At 68.9% G+C, this 16071-nt stretch carries 16 protein-coding genes; 7 read left to right on the top strand and 9 right to left on the bottom strand.

Annotation, left to right across the window (positions count from 1 at the left end):
• Positions 1–33 precede the first annotated feature (33 nt).
• A complete protein-coding gene (locus ACWDXS_RS06865; RefSeq protein ID WP_387444298.1) occupies positions 34–1386 on the bottom strand; it encodes a TIGR01777 family oxidoreductase in 1353 nt (450 codons plus the stop codon).
• 13 nt (positions 1387–1399) lie between these two features.
• Positions 1400–2902 (bottom strand): multicopper oxidase family protein, encoded by a 1503-nt coding sequence (locus tag ACWDXS_RS06860; protein ID WP_449962914.1) that lies wholly within the window; start codon positions 2900–2902, stop codon positions 1400–1402.
• 249 nt (positions 2903–3151) lie between these two features.
• On the opposite strand from ACWDXS_RS06860, the gene ACWDXS_RS06855 reads away from it, so the two are divergent.
• The 4 genes from ACWDXS_RS06855 to ACWDXS_RS06840 all read left to right on the top strand — a co-directional run bounded on the left by ACWDXS_RS06855 (position 3152) and on the right by ACWDXS_RS06840 (position 6824).
• A complete protein-coding gene (locus tag ACWDXS_RS06855; RefSeq protein WP_379312660.1) occupies positions 3152–4312 on the top strand; it encodes a sensor histidine kinase in 1161 nt (386 codons plus the stop codon).
• Complete coding sequence (locus ACWDXS_RS06850; protein WP_449962911.1) at positions 4309–4941, top strand: response regulator; 633 nt, start codon at positions 4309–4311, stop codon at positions 4939–4941. The genes ACWDXS_RS06855 and ACWDXS_RS06850 overlap by 4 nt, the downstream gene beginning before the upstream one ends.
• A gap of 96 nt (positions 4942–5037) precedes the next feature.
• Entirely contained in the window at positions 5038–5667 is a 630-nt protein-coding gene (locus ACWDXS_RS06845) for an NAD(P)-dependent oxidoreductase (RefSeq protein WP_449962908.1), read from the top strand.
• 107 nt (positions 5668–5774) lie between these two features.
• Positions 5775–6824 carry an alpha/beta hydrolase gene (locus tag ACWDXS_RS06840; protein ID WP_387444308.1) on the top strand — a complete coding sequence of 350 codons (1050 nt, stop codon included), beginning with the start codon at positions 5775–5777 and terminating at the stop codon, positions 6822–6824.
• Here ACWDXS_RS06840 and ACWDXS_RS06835 read toward each other — a convergent pair whose 3' ends face one another.
• Genes ACWDXS_RS06835 through ACWDXS_RS06825 form a run of 3 tightly spaced genes read right to left on the bottom strand, consistent with a single transcriptional unit; the run spans position 6825 to position 10011 of the window.
• Positions 6825–7706 carry an amidohydrolase family protein gene (locus tag ACWDXS_RS06835; protein ID WP_387444311.1) on the bottom strand — a complete coding sequence of 294 codons (882 nt, stop codon included), beginning with the start codon at positions 7704–7706 and terminating at the stop codon, positions 6825–6827.
• Complete coding sequence (locus ACWDXS_RS06830; RefSeq protein WP_378992008.1) at positions 7703–8743, bottom strand: nucleoside hydrolase; 1041 nt, start codon at positions 8741–8743, stop codon at positions 7703–7705. The genes ACWDXS_RS06835 and ACWDXS_RS06830 overlap by 4 nt, the downstream gene beginning before the upstream one ends.
• A gap of 53 nt (positions 8744–8796) precedes the next feature.
• Complete coding sequence (locus ACWDXS_RS06825; RefSeq protein ID WP_449962903.1) at positions 8797–10011, bottom strand: FAD-dependent monooxygenase; 1215 nt, start codon at positions 10009–10011, stop codon at positions 8797–8799.
• A 107-nt stretch (positions 10012–10118) separates the two neighbouring features.
• Here ACWDXS_RS06825 and ACWDXS_RS06820 point away from each other — a divergent pair, with 107 nt between their 5' ends.
• Positions 10119–10688 carry a TetR family transcriptional regulator gene (locus tag ACWDXS_RS06820; protein WP_449962900.1) on the top strand — a complete coding sequence of 190 codons (570 nt, stop codon included), beginning with the start codon at positions 10119–10121 and terminating at the stop codon, positions 10686–10688.
• Between the two features lie 9 nt (positions 10689–10697).
• Here the strand turns inward: ACWDXS_RS06820 and ACWDXS_RS06815 are convergent, their stop codons facing one another.
• Positions 10698–12074, bottom strand: a complete 1377-nt coding sequence (locus ACWDXS_RS06815) for a CoA transferase (RefSeq protein WP_449962897.1) — start codon at positions 12072–12074, stop codon at positions 10698–10700.
• 48 nt (positions 12075–12122) lie between these two features.
• Here ACWDXS_RS06815 and ACWDXS_RS06810 point away from each other — a divergent pair, with 48 nt between their 5' ends.
• On the top strand, positions 12123–12869 hold the full coding sequence (locus tag ACWDXS_RS06810; RefSeq protein WP_449962894.1) for a thioesterase II family protein: 747 nt from the start codon (positions 12123–12125) through the stop codon (positions 12867–12869).
• Here the strand turns inward: ACWDXS_RS06810 and ACWDXS_RS06805 are convergent.
• On the bottom strand, positions 12850–13224 hold the full coding sequence (locus ACWDXS_RS06805) for a DUF2784 domain-containing protein (RefSeq protein ID WP_378992013.1): 375 nt from the start codon (positions 13222–13224) through the stop codon (positions 12850–12852). The genes ACWDXS_RS06810 and ACWDXS_RS06805 overlap by 20 nt on opposite strands.
• Positions 13225–13293: 69 nt before the next feature.
• On the bottom strand, positions 13294–14724 hold the full coding sequence (locus ACWDXS_RS06800) for an SDR family NAD(P)-dependent oxidoreductase (RefSeq protein WP_378992014.1): 1431 nt from the start codon (positions 14722–14724) through the stop codon (positions 13294–13296).
• 235 nt (positions 14725–14959) lie between these two features.
• Here ACWDXS_RS06800 and ACWDXS_RS06795 point away from each other — a divergent pair, with 235 nt between their 5' ends.
• On the top strand, positions 14960–15529 hold the full coding sequence (locus ACWDXS_RS06795) for a TetR/AcrR family transcriptional regulator (protein ID WP_449962889.1): 570 nt from the start codon (positions 14960–14962) through the stop codon (positions 15527–15529).
• On the opposite strand, the gene ACWDXS_RS06790 is transcribed toward ACWDXS_RS06795, so the two are convergent.
• The gene (locus ACWDXS_RS06790) at positions 15526–15879 is read right to left on the bottom strand and encodes a hypothetical protein (protein WP_387444326.1); all 354 of its coding nucleotides are present in this window, start codon (positions 15877–15879) and stop codon (positions 15526–15528) included. The two genes, ACWDXS_RS06795 and ACWDXS_RS06790, sit on opposite strands and share 4 nt — an antisense overlap.
• Positions 15880–16071: the final 192 nt, after the last annotated feature.

Raw genomic sequence — 16071 nt, 5'->3', positions numbered from 1 at the left:
TCGTCCGCTCGCGACGACCGGTGCCGGACCGTGTCAGCCCGCCGTCCGCCCCAGCAGGTGCCGCAGCGTCTGCTCCAAATCCTCGCTCCGGAAGAGGTGCCCGGCCTTCGTCAGCTGGGTCGGCGTCACCCGCTGACTGGCCTCGGCGAGTTCGCGCGCGCCCTGCTTGCCCAGCAGTACCGCCGGGCCGAAGCTCGGGACCGGCAGCAGCGCCGGGCGATGCAGCACTCGCGCCAGCACGCGGGTGTACTCGCTGTTGCGAACCGGCTGTGGCGCAACGGCATTGACCGGACCGGCCAGCGTGTCGTCCCAGAGGGCGCGGTGGTAGACATCGACGAGATCGTCGATACCGATCCATGACAACCACTGCCGGCCGTCCCCGATCCGACCGCCGAGACCGGCGCTGAACAACGGCCGCAGCAACCGCAGGGTGCCCCCACGCGGAGACTGCACGATGCCGGTACGCACCCGCACGACCCGGACTCCGCCCAGTGCGGCGGGCTCGCACGCGTCCTCCCACTGTTCGACCACATCGGCCAGGAATCCGTCACCGCGCTCGGACTTCTCGGTCAGCGCCTGCTCGCCACGGTCATAGCCGTAATAACCGATGGCGGAGGCGCTGACGAAGGTTTCGACGCCCGAGGCCGCGGCCAGCTCGGCGAGCCGCCGGGTCGGCTCGATGCGGCTGTCGGCCACCACACGCCGGTGCGCGGCGGTGAATCGGCCCGCGATCGACGCCCCGGCCAGATGCACCACGGCATCGATGTCGGCGAGCAGGTCGGCGGCGGGCGCGTCGGGGTCCCACTGTCGTTCGTCGGGATGCTGTGCGCGATGGCGGACCAACCGCACCACGCGGTGGCCGCCGGTGCTGAGGAAGGCGCTCAGCGCGGAGCCGACCAGCCCTGACGCGCCGGTCATCGCGATCGTCGTGGTCGGCAGGCCTGCCTGCGCCGCACGGCGGTGGCTCGCCAGATCGTCGGTGAGCTGGCGGTAGCGGTACTCGAACATCGGCCGCAACACCGACTCCGGAATCGGCGTCCGCACCCGATCGATGACACGGGTGTGCGTGGCGCCGACCTCGGCGAACTCGTGGATATGCTGCCACGGCAACAGCCGGGAGACCGGCAACGAGGCCGGTCCGCCCGCCGCGACGGCATCGGCGAACCGCTCGGGCGGCCGATACTGCTCGGGGTCGTGTTGAGCGATCCAGCGCAGCCCGCCGGGCAGGCCGAGCACCGCTCGCCCGGTGGCCAGCGAATCGGCTTCGGAGATCAGGGTGACCGGCTGCCACGGTGGCGCCAATCGCGTGAACGCACCGCGACGGGCGAACCAGGCGAAAACGTCGGATCGGGGTGTTGCAACGATGTCAGAACACTCGATGCCCATCCCTCGACTGTAGTCACGATCCGCCGTGATCCATGGCTCCCATGTCCATGTCCATCAGCGCAGGTGCGGGTTGCTGCCCGGGGGCCAGCACCAGGAACTGGCCCATCATGCCCTGGTCTTCGTGGTGGAGCAGGTGGCAGTGGTACATGTACGGATAGGTGGGGTCGGTGTGGTCGGCGAAGTGCATGGCCAGGGTGTAGGTGGCGCCCGGGGTCGTGTAGACGGTGTCCTTCCAGCCGGAAAGGGCTGGGGGAGGCGGTGTTCCGTCGACGGCGACGATCTGGAATTGGACGTCGTGGACGTGGAAGTTGTGGGGCCAGTTGTCCTTGTTGCGGACCGTCCAGACTTCGGTGGTGTCGACGGGAATGGTCATGTCGATGCGATTCATGTCCATGCGGCGATCGTTGATCATGAACCATTGGAGGTCGAACGAACGGGTCGGTGGGGTGGTCGCGGCGGCGAGGGCGGGCATCGGGATCAGCGTCGCCGGTAGTGCGGCGGAGGGGCGCACAGTGGCGCCGGCACGCAGTGTCAGGATGTCGAAGGTGTCGTCGAAACCGAACTCGCCCGCGCGGTCGATACCCGCGCGCTCGGTGATCGGCAGCGACCGTAACGTGACGTTCTCGCCCGGATCCAGGGCGACCACCAGCTCGACACGCTCGCCAGGGCTGACCTGAATCCGCTTCAGCGCAACGGGTTCGGCGAGCAGACCGCCGTCGGTGGCGATGAGCTGGAACGTTCTGCCGTCGCCGAAGGCGAGCTGGTAGAGCCGGCCCGACGAGCCGTTGAGGATCCGCAACCGGACCCGGTCGGTGGTGACGGGCAGGTGGGCGTTCGCGATGCCGTTGGTGACGATCGTGTCGCCGAGCAGGCCGACATCGGTGGCGTCGGAATCGTCGAGGGCGCCGTCGGCGGTGAACCGGCGGTCCTGGATCACCAGCGGAATGTCGTCGACGCCATAGTCTTTCGGCAGATCCAGGGCGTCCGACGCGTCGTCGTCGATCAGGAAGAAGCCGGAAAGGCCGCGCTGGACATGCTTTTCGGTCGCGCCGTGCGGATGTGGGTGGTACCAGAGCGTCGCGGCCTGCTGCTGCACGGTCCACTGCGGCGCCCACTGGGCACCCGGCGCGATCATCTGATGGGGGCCACCATCGAACTTCGCGGGCAGGTGCATGCCGTGCCAGTGCACCGACGTGGGTTCGGGCAGGTCGTTGGTGATGGTGAAGGCCACCTTCTCGCCGCGTCGAGCCCGCACGGTGGGTCCGAGGACCGAACCGCTGTACCCCCATGTCGGGGTCTGCTTGCCCCGGATCATCTCGGTCGTGCCCGGCTGGGCCCGCAGCGTGAATCGGCGGACGCCGTCCGCGCCGGCGGTGGATGCGGCCAGCGGTGGGATCGGCAACGGTCGCGTCGACCCGGGTGCTGAATCAGGTGCCGAGGGGCGGATCGAACACCCGGCCGCGTACGCCACCGGTGCGAGGGCGAGCCCGGTGAGAAATCCTCGTCGCGAGACCACGTGTGCTCCTTCTGTGCGGGAACCTCCAGCTTCGTTCGGGGGCGGCGGCGGGGACTCCGCCGAACGGCCCGACTCGATCCGCCGGATTCCACCCGCGCGGCCCTTGCGCGCACGCGGTTCGCCTGGTACTGGAGCCGATCCAGAACGGCTCGCCGATCGAGCCCCCGCGCGGATCGCGCCCGCTCTCGCACGGGCGCGCCGACCGCCTACTCGCGCGGCCCGAACCACTCGGTCGCTTACCGTGGGGGCGTGATCGACATCCGCGCCCACCGCGACTGGCGAGGGCTGCTGCGGTGGCTGCCGCTGGCGCTGATCCCGGTGTTGCTGCTGGCCAGCACCTACCCGGGCCAGTACCGCGTGCCGCCGCACTACTGGCTGCTGGCGATGACCGCGGCCGTGGTGTTTCTGGCCGGCGCTCGGTGGCCGCTCGCGGTGTCGCTCGCGCTGTCGGCGCTGGCTGTGCCGATGCTGCGCACCGATGCCTGGGGAGTGTCCGGGCTGGCGCCGTACCTCGGCGCGGTGGCCCTGGTGGATGTGGTGGCGCGCACCCACCGGTGGTCGACGGTCGCGGTGTCGACCGCGGGCTGGGCCGCGGCTGTGACGCTCGGGCGGGTCGGCCTCCACGACAACTCGATCGGGCGGGCGTCGACCCTCGTCGAGGCCGCGGCATATGTGGGACTTCCGTTGCTGCTCGGGTTGTACCTGCGGGGGCAGCGTGACCTGGCGCAGAATCTGCGCGTGCGCGCCGAGGAGGCGCAAGCGCGTACCCGCCTCGACGAGCGCGCCGCGCTGGCGCGGGAACTCCACGATGTGGTCGCTCACCACATGGCCTCGATCGTGCTGCGGACCTCGGTGGCGGGACATGTTGTGCGCGAAGCCGATCCGCGGGTGGTCGCGGTGCTCGACGATGTGCGCGACACCGCGGCCGACGCGCTCGCCGACATTCGCCGCTTGCTCGCCGCCCTGCGCGATCCGGCCCTCGGCACGGTCGCCCTGGTCGACTCCGACGCGGTCACGACCGAGGTCGAGGCCGCGCTCGCTCGGGCTCGTGCTGCCGGGTTCACTGTCGTGACCGAAATCGATACCGACCTCGGCGGACTCGACGCGATCAGCAGGCTCACGCTGTTGCGTCTGGTCCAGGAATCGCTGACCAACGTGATGAAACACGCGGCTCGTGATGTGCCGGTACGGTTCGCAATTCTCCGGTGCGAAGGCGGGGTCACCATCGAAGTCGTCAACGGCGGACGCGACGGGGCGGCGGCGCCTCCTGGGCACGGAATCGTCGGGATGCGCGAGCGCGCCGAACTCGCCGGAGGCACTCTCACCGTCGGTACGGTCGCGAACGGCGACGCGACGTGGACAGTGCGCGCTCGGCTGCCGGACACCACGAGGGGAATGGGGCTGTCGTGATCACGGTCTTGTTGGTCGACGATCAGCGCCTCGTGCGCGCGGGCCTGCGGATGCTCATCGAGGACACCACCGACCTCGCCGTCGTCGGGGAGGCGGCCGACGGTGTCGCGGCGGTGCGGCTCTACGCCGAGCTCGCGCCCGACCTGGTCGTGATGGACCTGCGGATGCCAGGACTCGACGGTGTCGCGGCGACCCGGCAGATCCTGGCCGCGTCACCACGCGCGAAAGTGCTGGTGCTGACCACTTTCGACGATGACGAACACCTGTTTCCCGCGCTGTCGGCCGGGGCCGCGGGCTATTTCGTCAAGGACACCGAGCCCGCCGTGCTACTCGATGCGATCCGGCGCACGGTGGAGGGCGATCTGATGTTCTCGCCCGCGCTGCTGCGCCGCCTGGTCGATCGGGCGCTCGCGGCGCCGTCGGCGCTGGTCCGCACTCCTGATCTGACGCCACGGGAGCTCGACGTCCTTCGTCTCGTGGCCCAGGGGTACGGCAACCAGGAGATCGCTGACCAGCTCCACCTGGGCGTCAGCACCGTCAAGGCCCACATCGCCAACCTGCTCGGCAAGACCGGCACCGACAACCGTGTTCGCCTCGCCGTCTACGCGGCAGAGGTCATCGGCCGCTGATATCTCGAGAGTGAGATAAGTCATCATTAACTAAGTCAACATTAAGATATATTTCCCTCTGTCAGGCAGTCGGATTGTCGTGCAGGAGGATTGGTCATGCGGATCGCGGTGTTCGGAGCTGGTGGGGCCGTCGGGAGCCGGGTCGTCGCCGAGGCGGTGGCGCGTGGGCACGAGGTGACCGCGGTGTCGCGGCGGGAGATGCCGGTTCCGGACGGTGTGCGGGTGCGGATCGGTGACGCGAGCCGAGCCGACGACGTCGAAAAGATCAGCGCCGGACACGATCTCGTGATTTCGGCGACCCGGCCCGCGGTGGGACGTGAATCCGAACTGCCTGCCGTCGCGGCGGCGATGCTCGACGGCACCGCACGCACCGGTGTGCGGCTGCTGGTCGTCGGTGGTGCGGCGACGCTGACGGTTCCCGGCGCCGGGGCGCCGCTGAGCCGAACCCCGGAGTTCCCGGCCGAACTCGCGGCGATCGCACAGGCGTGCGCCGATCAGCTCGCCGCGTGCCGATCGGACGCGGTGGCGGACTGGACCTATCTGAGCCCGCCCGCTGATCTGATTCCGGGGGAGCGCACCGGTGGGTACCGGGTCGGTGCCGACGAACTGCTGGTCGACGCGGACGGCGTCTCGGCGATCTCCATGGAGGACTTCGCGGTGGCATTGCTCGACGAGGCGGAGCGGCCCGCTCATCGACGGGCCCGATTCACCGTCGCGGCACGCTGATTCACCGAATCGGCGTTGTGTTCGGTGACAAATCGGTAAGAAACCGGTAACGACAGTGTGATCCAGCCCGATATTGTGACGAGCCGCACTGAGCGGTCGGTTTTCGCATGGAGGTTGGATCGGTGAGGTGCCGCAGCGCGGTTTCGGCGGTGCTCGTCGTGGTGGGCTCGATGACGGGCGTCAGCGGGGCGCACGCGCAAGAGCCGGAACCGATTGTCGCGGTGGTGAATCAGACCGTCACAATCGATGGTTCGCGGGCCGAGGTGACCTCGATCGACGGTCGGCAGGTGACCGTACGGATCCACTCGGCCGCCATGGGACGCGAGGTCTCGGTGAAGGTTCAGCGCCCCGCCGACACGTCGGTGCCGCGGCCGTCGCTGTATCTGGTGAACGGCGCTGGCGGCGGCGAAGACACTGCCACCTGGGAACAGAACACCGATGTCGTCGACTTCTTGGCGGGCAAGGACGTCAACGTCGTCATGCCGATCGGTGGCGCGTGGAGTTACTACACCGACTGGCGCGAGCCGGATCCGATGCTGGGCGTGAACAAATGGCGGACCTTCTTCCTCGACGAACTGCCCACGCTCGTCGACACGATGTTCGCCACGACGGGGCGCAACGCGATCGCGGCGAACTCGATGACGGCCACCTCCGTGTTACAGCTCGCGATCGCGAAGCCGGGCCTGTTCCGCTCCGTAGCCGCCTACAGCGGCTGCGCCCAGATCAGCGACCCGGTGGGCAGGCAGTTCGTCAATGTTGTGGTCGGAACCGGCGGCGGCGACGCGTCGAACATGTACGGACCGCCCGGCGATCCGGCCTGGGCGGCCAACGATCCCGTCGTCAACGCCGAGGGCCTGCGCGGGACCAAGCTCTACGTCTCGAACGGCAACGGACTACCCGGCGAGTTCGACAAGCTCGGTGACTCGCACCTGGTGACCTGGGGCCCGGTCGGGTTGGCCAACCAGATCGTCGTCGGCGGCGTCATCGAGGCCACGACCCGCTGGTGCACCAAGAACCTGCAGAATCGCCTGGAAGAACTGGACATTCCGGCGACCTTCGACCTGTCGACCCAGGGCACCCACTCGTGGGGTTACTGGCAGAAGGCCTTCAAGAACTCCTGGCCGTTGCTGGCCGAGGGGATGGGGATCCCCGTCTGATCAGTCGAGCTCGAACAACCGCGCCGCGTTGTCGTGGCAGACCTTGCGCAGCCACTCCGGACCGAGGTCCAGGCGTTCCAGTGCGGCGACGGACTCGGCGTAGGGATACGGGATATTGGGGAAGTCGCTGCCGAACAGAATGCGATCGGCGAAGCGGCGCAGGCGTTCTCGTTCGGCGGGTGGGAAGGGCGCATCGCCTTCGCTGAAATCGGTCCACACCATGGTGGTGTCGAGGTAGAGCCGCGGGTACTGCTCGGCCAGGTCGAGGAACTCGCTGTACTCGGGGGTCCCCATGTGCGCGATGATCAAGCGCAGGGTCGGGAAGCGCCGCAGGAGTTCGGCGATGGGCACGGGTCCGGTGAATTCGCCGGGGGCGGGGCCCGATCCGCAGTGGATCAGAACGGGCGTGCCGGTTTCGGCGAGGATCGCCCACACCGGGTCGAGCAGCGGATCCAAGGGCGAGAACGCGCCGACCTGGATGTGCACCTTGAACACTCGCGCGCCACGGTCGATGGCCTCGCGAACGTAGCGTGGCGCGTCCGGCTCGGGGTAGAAGGTGGCGGTGTGCAGGCAATCGGGGGTGCGTGCGGCGAACTCGGCGGTCCAGTCGTTGAGCCAGGCGCCCATCTCCGGTTTGTGCGGGTACACCAGGGAGGTGAACGCCCGGATGCCGAAGTCGCGCAGGGTCTTCAGGCGCACCTGTTCGTCGTCGCGATAGGTGATCGGCCACGGTCGGCCCGTCAGTGGCCCCGCGGTGTCGAAGTAGGCCCAGACCTTGCGCATCACCTGGTCGGGCATGAAGTGGGTGTGGACGTCGATGATCGCGGGCAGCTGGTAGCGCGCGCGGAAGTCGGCGAGGTAGGCGACAGTGTCTACGGTCATGACTGCTCCGGGTAGAGGCGGCGGGCCAGGGCGCCGACGCGGGTGACGAGGCGTTCGAAGAAGACGGCGGGGTCGGTGCCGATCACGATGTCGGCGTTGGGTTCTCGGCCCCACATGCCCGCCCAGTCGGCGACCGTGGTGGCACGGGTGATGGTGCCGGCCAGTTCCACGTCGACGGTGGCCGGGCGGGTGGTCACCGAGGTCGGGTCGAGCGCGACCGCCGCCGCGAACGGGTCGTGCATGTGGGCCAGATATCCCAGGTCGTACTGGTGGTGGAAGTCGAAATAGAACCGCACCGCGTCGGTGAGATAGCGGATGATCGGATTACTGGCCGCCGAACGGAATTCGGGGGGATCACCCGCTCCGACATGCTCGATCGGTGCGCTGCGTGCCGCCTGTGCGAGCAGGGCGAGGTGTTCGGGCAGCATCTCGATGGACTCGGTGATATCCAGCGCGCACACCAGCGGCCTGCGCTCCGGTGGCGCCGCCGAGAAGGCGTCGAACACTTCCTTGGCCGCTTCGGGGTCGACGTGGATGTTCCACTCGTTGGTCGGCGTCGTATTGCCGGGGTGGTTGAACGCGCCGCCCATGATGACGAGACGGTTCAGCAGGCGCGGCAGCTCGGGTTCGATGCGCAGGGCCAGTGCGAGATTGGTCAGCGGACCGGTACACAGGCCGATCACCTCGCCCGGCGCGGCGCGAACCAGGTCCACCCAGAGCTGGGCCGCCGATCGAGGCGACAGCGCACGCGAGGACACAGGCAGCACGGCGTAGCCGAGTCCCTGCGGACCGTGGGTGTCCTCGGTGGTGCGCAAGGGCACGGCGAGCGGTTCGGGGGCACCGAGCGCCACCTCGATCTCGGGTGCCCGGCCCAGGTCGAGCATCGCCAGGGTGTTCGCCGCGACCTGGGCGCCGTCCACGTTGCCCGCGGTGGCCGCGATGCCGATGATCTCGGCGTCGTCGCAGGCCAGCAGGTAGAGGATGGCCAGGGAGTCGTCGATTCCGGTATCGACGTCGAGGATGATCTTCTGCGGCACGTCATCGAGAGTAGCCGCGGACCTGTCGAGGTCCGCGGCCAGTCTGCGGGTGGTCAGTAGGTCGGGAGGGCGAATTCCTCGGTGTGGCCGAAGAAGATCTTCTTGGTGAGCGGACGCATCGGGCGCGACATCATCAGCCGCACGTTCGTCTTGGCGAGCCGCGTCAACAGCGGGGACTTCGGGATCATCATCGCCATGCCGCCACCGGGGATCTCCTTGGCCTTGTCGAGGAACGGCGAGATCTTGTCCTGGTAGCGCTGCTGCGCGGCGGCCAGATCGTCCGGGGTGGCCGCGATCTCGGCGGCCAGGATGTAGGCGCCCACGATGGCCATCGCGGTGCCCATGCCGGTCAGCGGTGAGCCGCAGTAGCCCGCGTCGCCGATCAGTGTCACGCGCCCGACGGACAATTCGGGAACGTCGACGCGGGCGACTTCGTCGAAGTAGAAGTCGGGGGTGGTTTCCATCGCCGCGAGGACGGCGGGAGCATGCCAGCCCGCGTCGCCGATCGTCTTCCTGATCAGCGCGCGCTGGGCGTCGACGTCGCGGCGCAGCGCCGGGTCCGGCTCGGTGCGCATGGTGATGATCGCCTTGGCGGTGCTCGGGTCGGCGTCGGGACGGATGCCGAGCATGGCGCCGGGTACCAGGCGCATGCTGAACCAGCCGGGCTCCACATCAGCAGGCTTGGGCATGGTGAAGAAGGCGCCGTAGCCGCCGAGGTTGGTGCTGAACTTCTCCTCGGGCCCGAAGACCAGTCGCCGCGTCGCCGAGTGGATGCCGTCGGCGCCGATCACCAGGTCGAACCGCTCGGTGGCCCCGGAGGCGAACGTGACGTCCACGCCGGTGTCGTCCTGGACGACCTGGTCGATCCACTCGCCGTAGCGGTAGTCCAGCTGACCGTTGTCGGCGGTGGCCAGCGCGTCGAGGAGCACTTGATTGAGGTCGCCCCGGGTGATCTCGATTTCGGCGACGGCGCCCTGCCCGTCGAAGTCCTCCATCGCCATCCTGGCGTAGATCTTGCCGTCGCCGTCGATGTAGGACATGCCGCGCTCGTCGAGCTGGTACTTGGCGATGCCTTCCATCAGGCCCATCCGCTCAGCGGCTTCCTTGCTCGGGCCACGCAGGTCGACGGCCTGGCCGCCGGGGCGGGGGGCCGCGGCGCGCTCGACCACGGTGGTGCGAATGCCGGTGCGCAGCAACTGGAGTGCGACCGCGTTGCCGGCGATGCCGCCGCCGGAGACGAGAACGTGGAGGGTGCTGGTGATGCTCATGATGGTGGTTCCCCGTCTGATGTACGAATGTCTTAGACATATGTCTAACAGAGATTGGCACGTATGTCTAGAACAAATGTCTTAGACGGTCGGGTAGGCTGCTGAGCATGGGAAACAGAGAAGACCTACTGGCGGGGGCGCGCAAAGTGATTCTCGAGCGCGGCGTCGCGAAGGCGACCGCGCGTGATATCGCCGCCGCGGCGGGGGTGAGCCTGGCCGCGATCGGCTACCACTTCGGGTCGAAGGATCGCCTCGTCACCGAGGCGTTGAGCGAGGCGCTCGGCACCGGGATGGGCGATGCGATGGACGAGCTGATCGCCGCGGGCACCGGCAAGTCACCGCTGGAGGGGCTCGCGCTGCTGTGGAACGGGATGCCCGAGGTGTTCGCGGGCAATCACGAGGCGATGCTGGCCAGCCTGGAGAACATCGTGCGGATCGTGCGCTCCGACGACGCACGAGCGCAGCTGGGCGACCAGCTGTCCGGGGCGTTCGCCGACCTCGGTGCCCATGTGCGGGCGGCCCACCCCGAGCTCGACGCGGCACAGGCCGCGGCGATCGGGCGGATGTATTTCGTGATCGCCCAGGGGCTCGGGATGCTGTGGCTGCTGGACCCGGGCGAGGTGGCCGTCGATGGTGATCAGCTCACTGTGGCGATCCGGGCGCTCGCGGGGAAGTGACCCGGCGGGTCACGGGCGGTGGTAGTGATCGGGTGCTTCGACCCAGAACGGCTGCGCTGATCCGTAGGGTGGTGCGGGCCAGCGGTAGTCGTCGTAGTCGGCGAATGCCGGTGCGGCCGTGACCAGTTCGCTGTGCGTGACGGTCGACGCCGGGTCCGGCGGTGTCGGCGCGGGGTGGCCGGGGCAGCGGTCGTCCGCGGTCAGGAGCCAGGATGCGGTGCGTGCCAGGGAAACTCGGACATTGCGGCCGAACCCGTCGTCGGCGCGAGCCAGCAGGGCATCCATGACGGCGGCGGCCAGCAGGTAGCCCGACCCGTGGTCGAGTGCCTGGGCGGGCAGTGCGCCGGGCCGATCGGGCGCTCCCTCGAGCAACGAAATGCCGGACACCGCCTGGACGATGCTGTCGAAGCCCCGTCGCTCGCCCCACGGCCCGCTCGTACCCCAGGCCGAGACCGTGGCCTCGATCAAGCCGGGACGTCCGGCAGCGCGGACACCGGCCGCGGCGAGGGCACCCGGGCGGTAACCGGTGACCAGTACATCGGCCTCGTCGAGGAGGATCTCGAAGGTCGCCAGGTCGGTGCGCAGGTCGAGCAAGGTCGAGCGTTTGCCCTGGCAGTTGTCGGAGAACTGCCAGTCGATTTCGGGCAGGTGCGGTGGGTCGATCCGCAGCACGTCGGCGCCGAGCAAGGCCAGCGTTCGGGTGGCCACCGGGCCCGCGAGGACGCGGGTGAGGTCGAGCACGCGAAGGCCGGTCAGCGGTCGCTCGACGGTAGCGGCGCGCTCGCCCGCACCTGGCCACGGTGGGGTGGATGTGCGGGCGTCGCGGGCGTCGACGGCGACCAATGCTCCGAGAGCGGCCGCGCGGCCCATCGGGCTTTCCGCCCATTCGCCCTCGGTGCGGACGCGTGCCGCGATGGCGCCCACGGCCGCGGCGGCATCTTCGATCTCGGCGCCCTTCATCGCGGAAAACCGGGCGGTGAGCTGGGCGGCGTCACCGGCTGCCGGGAGGTCGAGCGCGCGCAGCAAGCGCTCCCGGTGATGTGGGTAGTTCGCGTGGGTGCGCACCCATCCGTCGGCGGTGGGAAAGAAGCCGGACAGCTCGGCGAAGAACGCGGGCGCGCTACCGCCTCGCCGGAACAGCCGTTCACTGCTGAACGCCGCGGTCACCCGGTCGGCATCGAGGCGAACGGGGCGCGCGGGCAGGCCGCGTACGACTCTGACCCGGTTGGCGGCCGCGCTCACTGCCGCGACCGAACCCGCCGCGAGCGCCCACACCGGTAGGGTGGCCGCCAACCGCGCACCGGGATCCGGCACGTCGGCATCGCTCGACGGCGGGAGTCCCAGTCCCGTCTCGTAGGCGTGGACGAGCTGCTGCGCGGTGGTCACATCGACCAGCCTAGTTGCGGTGGAGAGGGTGAGGAGTGTGATGTGGGCGTGAATACGGCTGCGACGGAGTGGGTTCGGATCCTGCGATCGGAGGCGGCGGCCCGCGTGCGGGTGACGTGTTTCCCGCCCGGCGGGGGATCGGCGACCTTCTATCGGGAGTTGGCGCGACACATCGGCGCCGGTGTCGAAGTGACGGCGGTGCAATATCCCGGCAGGCAGGACCGGCTCGGCGATCCGACGATCACCGACCTGCATCTGCTCGCCGACCGGATCGCCGCGGACATCGCGCGGCAGCCGGGACCGGCCCGTGCGCTGTTCGGGCACAGCATGGGCGCGACCGTGGCCTACGAGACCGCACTGCGACTCGCCGCCGCCGGGCAACCGCCCCGCGTCCTCATCGTCTCCGGTCGTCCCGCACCGGAATTCGTCGAAACCGGACAGCTACACAGAGGATCGGACACCGCGCTCATCGACGAGCTGGAGCGGCTGGCGAACGATCCCGCACCGGTGCGACTGCTGCGCACCGAACCGGGCCTGGCCGATCTCGTGCTGCCCGCCGTGCGGGCCGACTACCAGGCGGTCGAGACCTATCGGCGTCGGCCGGGAGCACAGCTGAGCTGCCCGGTCGTCGCCTTGGTGAGTACCGAGGATCCGACGACCACGGTGGACCAGGCCGAACAGTGGCGTGCGGTCACCGACGGGCCGTTCAGCCTGCGCACGTTCGGTGGCGGGCACTTCTACCTCGACGAACAGCACGCCGCGGTGGCGCAGGAGATCACACGGCACGTGAACTGAGCCGGCGCTGGTGCAGGCGCGCGTAGCCCAGCCACGACACGAGCACCGCCAGCGCCGCCAGTGCCCGCACCAAGCCGAGGGCGCTGTCGGGGTAGATCACCCCGGTGAGGTAGTGGTCGATGAAGCCGGCGGCGGGCAACTCGCCCACCCCCGCTTGCCTGCGCGCCCAGTTCTCGGCGTAGGTGAGCGGGCAGTCGAAGCCGATCAGGATGGTGCCGAAGCCCCACGCCACGGCCAGTACGTGCAGGCCGATCGTGCGGGGCCATCGCCACGCCAGGAAGCCGCCGGCGACCACGTACGCGATGAACGCGACGTGGGTGACGGCGAGAACGTCGGCCAGCACCCGGAACGGCACCTATTCAGGATATGTACCGTGCTCCCCGGGCGGCATCATGATCATCATTCCGGTTCGGCATCGCTTGCGTCACCAGGGTGAAGGCCGGTAGTCCTTGAGGAAGCAGCCGTAGAGGTCCACGCCGTCCTCGCCCTGCACGATCGGGTCGTAGACGCGGGCGGCGCCGTCGACGAGATCGAGGGGTGCGTGGAAGCCCTCCTCGGCGAGGCGGACCTTGGTGAAGTGCGGGCGTTCGTCGGTGATCCAGCCGGTGTCGACCGCGGTCATCAGGATCGAGTCGGCCTCGAACATCTCGAGGGCGCTGGTGCGGGTGAGCATGTTGAGCGCGGCCTTGGCCATGTTCGTGTGCGGGTGCCCCGGGCCCTTGTAGCCGCGGCCGAACTGGCCTTCCATCGCCGAGACGTTGACCACGTACTTGCGCCGGCCTGCCGCGGCGGCCAGGGCAGGGCGCAACCGTGACACCAGGATGAACGGCGCGACCGAGTTGCACAGCTGCACCTCGAGCAGCTCGGTGGCCTCCACCTCGCCGACGGTCTGCACCCAGCTGTTGGTGTGCGCGAGGTCGGGGACAAGACCACCGGCGTCGATGGCGACGCCCGCCGCGATCCGCTCCGGGGTGGCCGAACCGGCGACCAGCGCGAGTTCGGCGACATCGGTGGCCGACAGCGACGGCGTGAGGGAGGCGGTGAGTGCGGTCGGGTGGGCCTGCATGGTCTTGCCGAATGTGACCATCTCCGGCAGGACGCCCGCGGGCAGCGGCGCGGTCTCGGCGTCGACCAGCGCGCTGTAGGCGCCGGCCGATCGGCGCACCGTCTGGGCCGCGTTGTTGATCAGGATGTCGAGGGGGCCCTGGGCGGCGACGTCATCGGCCAGCGCCACGACCTGCGCGGGGTCACGCAGATCGATGCCGATGATGCGCAGCCGGTGCAGCCAGTCGGCGCTGTCCTCCATGGCGGCGAAGCGACGGATCGCGTCGTTGGGGAAGCGAGTGGTGATGGTGGTGTGCGCACCGTCGCGCAGCAGCCGCAACGCGATGTACATGCCGATCTTGGCGCGACCGCCGGTGAGCAGGGCGCGTTTGCCGGACAGGTCGGTGCGCGCGTCGCGTTTGGTGTGGCTCGCTACCGCGCACTCGGGGCACAGCTGGTGGTAGAACGCGTCGACCTGGGTGTACTTCTGCTTGCAGATGTAGCAGGGACGCGCCTTGAGCAGGGTGCCCGCGCTGGCGCCCGTGGTGGACGAGCTGATCGGGATGCCCGCGGTTTCGTCGTCGATGCGCTGCGGGGAGCCCGTCGCGGTCGCGGCGATGACGGCGCGGTCGTTCGAGGAGATCTGCTCCCTGGCCTCGATGCGACGGCGGTGCTTGAGCTTTTTGAACATGTGCCCGACGGCGCGCTGCACGGCGATGGAGTCGGGATGTTCCTTCTCCAGCTGCCCGGCGCGTTCCAGTACCCGCAGACAGGTCGCCAACTCGTCCGGATCGATCATGTTCTCGGTCATCGGGGAGTGCGACATTCCTTCGTGCGGGAGCGGTGGACGACATCTATTGTCGCATTGGCCGCGCGAGCGACCCGCTGGGTATCGTGATGGGCCGTCGTCGCAACCGCGCGACGGCTATCGAACTCGACGGAGAACCGCGATTTCCCCGCTGGACACCGACACCGCAGACGCGCCGCGCAGGCGCAGGCTCGAACCCGACGAGCGACGAGCGCAGATCCTGGCGTGTGCCATCGATATGTTCGGTGAGCGGCCCTACGCGGCGGTGTCGACCGCGGAACTGGCCCAGCGCGCGGGGGTGGCCCGTGGCCTGATCAACCACTACTTCGGCAACAAGCGCGACCTGTATCTGGCGGTGGTGCGCCGCATGGTGACTCTGCCGCGTCAGGACAAGGTGTCCATTCCCGACGGCACACCGGGTGAGCGGGTCGACGCGATCGTGGGCTGGCTGCTCGACACCATCGCCGAGCACGGCACCACCTGGGTGAAGGTGACCAGCCACGAGGGCGTCGGCGACGACCCCGAGGTGCAGCAGATCCTCGATCAGGCCGACGATGCCGCCGCCGAACGCATGCTGGTGATGATCGGGCGCGCCGATCTGGCACACAGTGCACGTTTGCGCGCGCTGGTCCTCGCCTACGCGGGACTGGTGAAAGTCGCCGGGCGCGAATGGATCACCCGCGGCACCCTCACCAGGGCGCAGGTGCATCAACTGCTGGCCGACACCCTGCTCACGATGATCACCGTGACGATTCCCAGCGTGCTGATCACCGAGCCGGAACCGACCGTGGAATCGGGCGAGCGCTAGGAATCGAGCGCGCGATTCGAGCGCCGCATCGCGATCGCGGCGGCACTGTAGCGCTGGGGTCCGGCATGGCCGGGCGCGTGCCCGGTGCGGCCGAGCATCTGCTCGATCTTCTTCTCCCGGTGATGCTCGAACATCAGCGCACCGACACCGCCGCCGAGGAAAAGTAACGTCATGATCCCGGCCAGCACGGCCCATCCGGTGTGCTCGGTACCAGCCGCGACGAGGGTGCACGCGAGCCCGACCACCCCGATCGCGCACATGATGATGCCGGGAACGTTGTAATCGTCGGCCAGCAGATCACCGGCTTGGGCATGCCAGGCGCGGTCTGCCGACGGCGTGCTGTCGGACATGAGTCCTCCTCGCGAGCTCAGGGGTGCGCGCAACGCTGCACTTGATGACCAGCATGAACCTGTTCCGTCCGCCGGGGTAAGGGTGTTAGCCGGTTCGTTACCAGGGCGCTCGCGCGAGTTGACACGTTATGTCACTGTGACCCTATTTCGCGTTTGAGCTGTGCTACCGGGCTGTGAGTCCTTATTCTCGTC

The organism is Nocardia sp. NPDC003183 (assembly GCF_053590715.1).
The sequence above is the reverse complement of the archived record's forward strand: the minus strand, read 5'-3'. Positions and strand labels throughout refer to the sequence as shown.

Excerpts from the sequence above, each read along its gene's own strand:
- ACWDXS_RS06865 (WP_387444298.1), bottom strand. The coding sequence starts at position 1,386 with ATGGGCATCGAGTGTTCTGACATCGTTGCAACACCCCGATCCGACGTT.
- ACWDXS_RS06845 (WP_449962908.1), top strand. The coding sequence starts at position 5,038 with ATGCGGATCGCGGTGTTCGGAGCTGGTGGGGCCGTCGGGAGCCGGGTC.
- ACWDXS_RS06840 (WP_387444308.1), top strand. The coding sequence starts at position 5,775 with ATGGAGGTTGGATCGGTGAGGTGCCGCAGCGCGGTTTCGGCGGTGCTC.
- ACWDXS_RS06835 (WP_387444311.1), bottom strand. The coding sequence starts at position 7,706 with ATGACCGTAGACACTGTCGCCTACCTCGCCGACTTCCGCGCGCGCTAC.
- ACWDXS_RS06825 (WP_449962903.1), bottom strand. The coding sequence starts at position 10,011 with ATGAGCATCACCAGCACCCTCCACGTTCTCGTCTCCGGCGGCGGCATC.
- ACWDXS_RS06820 (WP_449962900.1), top strand. The coding sequence starts at position 10,119 with ATGGGAAACAGAGAAGACCTACTGGCGGGGGCGCGCAAAGTGATTCTC.
- ACWDXS_RS06800 (WP_378992014.1), bottom strand. The coding sequence starts at position 14,724 with ATGACCGAGAACATGATCGATCCGGACGAGTTGGCGACCTGTCTGCGG.
- ACWDXS_RS06795 (WP_449962889.1), top strand. The coding sequence starts at position 14,960 with ATGTTCGGTGAGCGGCCCTACGCGGCGGTGTCGACCGCGGAACTGGCC.
- ACWDXS_RS06790 (WP_387444326.1), bottom strand. The coding sequence starts at position 15,879 with ATGTCCGACAGCACGCCGTCGGCAGACCGCGCCTGGCATGCCCAAGCC.